The sequence below is a fragment of the Streptomyces sp. NPDC060184 genome, from assembly GCF_042728795.1.
In the GTDB taxonomy this organism is placed as follows: Bacteria; Actinomycetota; Actinomycetes; order Streptomycetales; family Streptomycetaceae; genus Streptomyces.
Genome location: NZ_JBHWYX010000034.1, coordinates 91159 through 96504 on the forward strand (window position 1 = coordinate 91159; position 5346 = coordinate 96504).

A 5346-nucleotide genomic window follows, 5' to 3' on the forward strand; every position below is an offset into this window, starting at 1 on the left:
GGGGGGGGGGTTGTGCCAACCGGGCCCCCCCCCGCCCCCAGGCGCCGGGGGCCCCCTTCCACCCACAACACGCCGCCGCGGGGGCCCCCGGGGGGGGGGGGGGCCCCCCCCCGGGGGGCCCCCCACGCGCGGGGGGCGACAGCCTCCGACTCCTCCACCCTCCCCCCGAGACAAGCCCGTCCCCGTGACGAGCCCGTCCTGGTGACGGGGCCGCCCGACGGCGTCGTCCCAGCAACAAGAAGGTATGCCCATGCATTGGCTCGACTGGGTCGCCGTCGGCGGCTACTTCCTGGTGATGCTGCTCATCGGCGTGTGGTCGCACCGGCGCGTCAGCGACGTCTCCGACTACTTCACCGGGGGCGGCAAGATGCCCTGGTGGCTGACCGGCATCTCGCACCACATGTCCGGCTACAGCGCGGCCGTGTTCGTCGCCTACGCGGCGGTCGCCTACGACTACGGCATCACCGTGTACGTCTGGGCGTTCCTGCCGCTGGCCGTGGGCACCGGCGTGGGCGCCTGGCTCTTCGCCCCCCGGTGGAACCGGCTGCGGCGGCGCTTCAAGGTGGCCTCCCCGCTGGAGTACCTCGCGCGCCGCTACAACGTCCCCACCCAGCAGGCGCTGGCCTGGAGCGGCACGCTGCTGAAGGTCTTCGACGTGGCCGCCAAGTGGGCGTCGGTGGCGATCCTCCTGGAGGTCTTCACCGGGATGTCGATGACTCAGGGCATTCTGCTGACCGGCGTCGTCACCCTTCTCTACTGCACGGTCGGCGGCCTGTGGGCGGACGCCCTGACCGAGTTCGGACAGTTCGTCATCCAGGGGGTGGCCGCGCTGTCGATGATGTGGGTGGTGCTCGACCACCTGGGCGGCATCTCGGGTCTGGGCACCCTCTGGCACCGGCTCCCGGAGGGCCACACCGACCCGCTGGTCGGGCCGTACACCGCCGGCTTCCTCACCGCGTACGTCGTGGTGAAGCTCTTCGAGTACAACGGCGGCATGTGGAACCTCGCGCAGCGGTACATGGCCACCGACTCCCCCCGGTCGGCCCGGCGTTCGGCCGGTCTCTCTGCCGCCCTGTACCTCGTCTGGCCCGCGGTGCTGCTGCTGCCCGCCGTCGCCGCGCCGGTGCTCATGCCCCACATCAGCGATCCCCAGCAGACGTACGCGCTGATGGCGCAGTCCTACCTGCCGGTGGGGCTGGTCGGTCTGACCCTCGCCGGGATGTTCTCCCACACGATGGCCATGGCGTCCTCCGACGCCAACGCCATCTCGTCCGTGGTCACCCGGGACATCCTGCCCGCTCTCGTGCCCGGGTTCCGGAACGCGGACAACGAGCGGACCCTGCTGACGGCGCGGGTGGTCACGGTCGTCTTCATCGGGTTCTCGATGGTCGTGGCCATCGAGGCCGACCACTTCGGCGGAGTCCTCGGAATCGTCGTCGGTATGGTCGCGGCCGTGATGGGTCCGATCTCCATCCCGATGCTGCTGGGGCTGCTCCCGGCGTTCCGCCGCTGCGGCTCGCGGGCGGCCCTCGCGTCCTGGGCGCTGGGGCTGGCCGGGTACTTCTTCGTCAAGTACGGCCTCGACGGGGCTTCCCAGACGACGGTGATCGTCACCCCGCTGGTCACCTCGCTCGTCGTCTACACCGCGCTCGGCCTGTTGCTGCCGGAGCCGGACGCGGAGGCCGACGCCGTGGTGGCCGCCCTCTCCGGTCCGGAGTCCGGCTCCGCGGAGGCCGCTCCGCAGCCGGTGGCGGAACAGGTCTGACCCGGTCCGCCGACGCCGACGGACCGGCACGCTCGGGTCGACGCAGGTAGATCAACGCGGGTACGTCAGCGCCGGTCGCCGGCCAGGTCCGCGGGGCGTCCCTCGGCCGGCTTCCTGGTGGCGCCGATGTGCGGTGCGGTGGTGCGCGCGGGCGTCCCCGGCTTCGGCTCGGGGGCGCCCTGCTGCGTGGGTCCGGGCACGGTCGCCCTGTGACGCGTCGAGGTGGCCGCCGGGGCCGCGGCGGCCACCGGGGCTTCCGGCGAAGGGGCGGCTCCGGTGGGCTTGCGGCGGATGCCGGTCCGGGGCGCGGCCGTGTACACCGGTACGCGCAGCAGGGCCACGACCGCGACGGCGACGGCCGCGGGCAGCGCCAGACCGACCGCCGGGTGGAACACGCCGGTGTGGATCAGCGTGCCGGTGGCGGTGCAGGCGGCCGTCGCCAGGATCAGGGTGACGGCCGCTCCCCGGGGCGTCAGACGGAGTCGGCGCAGCCGGTGCACGACGTGGTCCTGTCCCGGCGCCAGGAGGGACCGCCCCGCCTTCCGCCGGGACAGCAGGACCAGGACCAGGTCGGCGAGGGCCACCGCCATCACGGCCGGTACGGAGACCCACGCGGCGCTCCCCGACGGCGCGCCGGCGAGCAGCAGCAGGACGGAGCCCGCCAGCAGAAAGCCCGTGTAGCGCGAACCGCAGGAGCCGTAGAAGACGCGGGCGGGCGGCCAGTTGTACGGCAGTACGCCGGACACGGAGGCGGCCACCACGGCGAGCAGCAGCACCGTCCCGGGGTGGTGGTCGACCGCGGCGCAGGTGAGCAGTCCGGCGGCGAGGACGACGGTCACTCCGGCCGCCGTGCCGTCGGAGCCGTCCAGCAGTTGGAGCGCGTGGGTGAGGACCACCACGAGTACGGCTCCGAACACCGCCGCCACCGGGGAGAGTCCGGAGAACGCCGCGACGAGCGCGGCCAGGACGGTGTGGAGGGCGAGTTCCGTCCGGGTGCCGACCGGGCGCAACTCCTTCACCAGTCCGACCACCGCCGCCGCGGAGGACGCGGTGAGGAGGAGGCGCACGCCGAGTCCGGGCTCCGGGAGGCCGAGTCGGGGCGCGGCCAGCATGACGCCGGTGGTCGCCAGGACCACGGCGACACCCGTCCCGACGGTCCGCCGCGGCCCCCGGCGCCCGCCCTTGGCCGCGATGACCGGGGCGAGTCCGCGGACGACCGCGGTGAGTGCCACGGTGATCACCAGCGCGACAGCCCCGGAGATGATGACGCCGACCACGTTCACCTGCTCTGCCTTTCCTCGTTCCTGGCCCCGTGGCGTCCTGCGCCGGACGGGACGGCCCCGCACGGCGCCTTCGGAACGCGTAGACCGGGGCGGCGCACCGCGCCACCCGAGTGGAGTCGTTCCACAACCTAAGGTGCACATGTAGGGATATGCCCCAAATAACACGCAGAGGGGCATTTTGATTGGAGTTCGAGGAGAATCCGAACAGGTGGTCACCTGACAAGATGACTGCGCGGGGACACGCGGAAGACGGTCACGCGCCGTCGGCCTCCCCGCCCCGGGAGACGAGTACAGGTCCGCCTCACTGCCCCGGAAGGGCGCGCACCGGGTGCTTGCTCATGATGGAGACCCGGTTGAAGGCGTTGATGGTGACGGCCACCCAGATCACGGCCGCGATCTCGTCGTCGGAGAGGGTTTCCCGCGCGAGCGCGTAGGCGGCCTCCTGGAGCGCGGCGTCGGCGGGGTTCGTCGTCGCCTCCGCCAGGGCGAGGGCGGCGCGCTCCTGCGCGGTGAACACCTCGGTGTCGCGCCAGGCCGCCAGCACCCCCAGCCGCCGGCTCGTGTCGCCCGCGCGGAGCGCGGCGCGGGTGTGCACGTCCAGGCAGAAGGCGCAACCGTTGATCTGGGAGACCCGGAGGTTGACGAGCTCCACCAGGGTGCGGCTCAGCCCCGCCTCCTCGGCGGCGGTGCGCACCGCGTCGGAGGTCGCCACCAGCGCGTGGTAGGGCTTCGGGCTCTGCTTGTCGATGTAGACGCGCCGCTCGCCGCGTGCCGCCTCGGTGCCGTTCACCCGTGTCTCCTCACCGGGGCGCCTCGCCCCTCCACCACCCCGCACGCCCGGACGGACGGCGGCTTACTATCGAGCATGATCGTTGAACATGAAAGCACCTTTGGCGGGAGCGGGACGCCGGGGCCCGGAGGCACCGGCGGGGACGGGATCGCGCGGCCCGAGAAGACCGGAGCGCGGGGCGGTCCGGCGGATGCCGCCCGGGTGGAGGTGCTCACCGCCCGGGACGTACCCCTCGGCGGCCCCCGGGCGATGACCGTACGCCGCACTCTCCCGCAGCGGGCCCGCACGCTCATCGGAGCCTGGTGCTTCATCGACCACTACGGCCCCGACGACGTCGCCGAGACGGGCGGGATGGACGTCGCGCCCCATCCGCACACCGGACTGCAGACGGTCAGCTGGCTGTTCAGCGGGGAGATCGAGCACCGCGACAGCCTGGGCAGCCACGCCTGTGTGCGCCCGGGTGAGCTCAACCTCATGACCGGCGGCCTGGGGATCAGCCACACCGAGGTCTCGACTCCCGCCACCACGGTCCTGCACGGTGTCCAGCTGTGGGTGGCGCTCCCGGAGGAGCACCGGCACACAGGCCGTGACTTCCGCCACCACGCCCCCGGAGCGGTGCACGTGCCGGGTGCCGTCATCAGGGTGTTCCTCGGCTCCCTCGCCGGGGACACCTCCCCCGTACCGACGTTCACTCCGCTGCTCGGCGCCGAACTGGTCGTCGAACCCCGCGCGACCGTCACACTGGACACGGACGGCGCGTTCGAGCACGGTCTGCTCGTGGACCAGGGGAGCATCCGCATGGGCGAAACCCTGCTCAGTCCCGCCGAGTTGGGCTACGTGGGCCCGGGGAACACCACGCTGACCCTGACCAACGAATCGGACGCGCCCGCCCGGGCGGTGCTCGTGGGCGGCACGCCGTTCGAAGAGAAGATCGTCATGTGGTGGAACTTCGTGGGCCGCAGCCACGAGGACATCGTCGAGGCGCGCGAGGCGTGGGAGGCCGCGTCGAGCCGCTTCGGTCACGTGGACGGCTACCCCGGCGACCGCATCCCCGCCCCCTCGCTCCCGAACGCCGCTCTCTCGCCCCGAGGCAACCCGACCCGTACCGAAAGGCACTCCATGAGCCAGCCCGCCCCCGCCCCGAGCGTCCAGCGCGTCGACGCCAGGCACCGTTACGAGATCCACGTCGACGGCGTCCGCGCGGGGCTGACCGCCTACCGCGACCGTGGCGAACAGCGCGTCTTCTTCCACACCGAGATCGACGACGCGTTCGCCGGCCAGGGTCTGGCGTCCGTCCTCGTGGAGCAGGCGCTCAGCGACGTACGCGCCTCCGGCAAGCGGATCGTGCCGGTCTGCCCGTACGTGGCGAAGTTCCTCACGAAGCACACGGAGTTCGCCGACATCACCGACCCGGTCACGCCGGAGGTCCTGGAGTGGCTGGAGGCGGCTCGCTCCCACTGACACCGGTGGCACCGGCCCCGGCCCCGGCCCCCGGGGGGGGGGGGGGC

General features: G+C 72.8%; 4 protein-coding genes and 1 pseudogene. 3 read left to right on the plus strand and 2 right to left on the minus strand.

The window, feature by feature from the left end; genetic code table 11:
- Positions 1-250: 250 nt before the first annotated feature.
- Positions 251-1765 (plus strand): sodium:solute symporter family protein, encoded by a 1515-nt coding sequence (locus ACFWEE_RS22490; protein WP_386891531.1) that lies wholly within the window; start codon positions 251-253, stop codon positions 1763-1765.
- Between the two features lie 65 nt (positions 1766-1830).
- On the opposite strand, the gene ACFWEE_RS22495 is transcribed toward ACFWEE_RS22490, so the two are convergent.
- Positions 1831-3048 carry an undecaprenyl/decaprenyl-phosphate alpha-N-acetylglucosaminyl 1-phosphate transferase gene (locus ACFWEE_RS22495; RefSeq protein ID WP_386891532.1) on the minus strand — a complete coding sequence of 406 codons (1218 nt, stop codon included), beginning with the start codon at positions 3046-3048 and terminating at the stop codon, positions 1831-1833.
- Between the two features lie 301 nt (positions 3049-3349).
- Positions 3350-3838, minus strand: a complete 489-nt coding sequence (locus ACFWEE_RS22500) for a carboxymuconolactone decarboxylase family protein (protein WP_386891534.1) — start codon at positions 3836-3838, stop codon at positions 3350-3352.
- A gap of 75 nt (positions 3839-3913) precedes the next feature.
- Here ACFWEE_RS22500 and ACFWEE_RS22505 point away from each other — a divergent pair.
- Both ACFWEE_RS22505 and ACFWEE_RS22510 read left to right on the plus strand, forming a co-directional pair.
- Positions 3914-4942, plus strand: a pseudogene (locus ACFWEE_RS22505) (pirin family protein); the annotation flags it as partial.
- 15 nt (positions 4943-4957) lie between these two features.
- Positions 4958-5299, plus strand: a complete 342-nt coding sequence (locus ACFWEE_RS22510) for a GNAT family N-acetyltransferase (protein WP_386891538.1) — start codon at positions 4958-4960, stop codon at positions 5297-5299.
- Positions 5300-5346 lie beyond the last annotated feature (47 nt).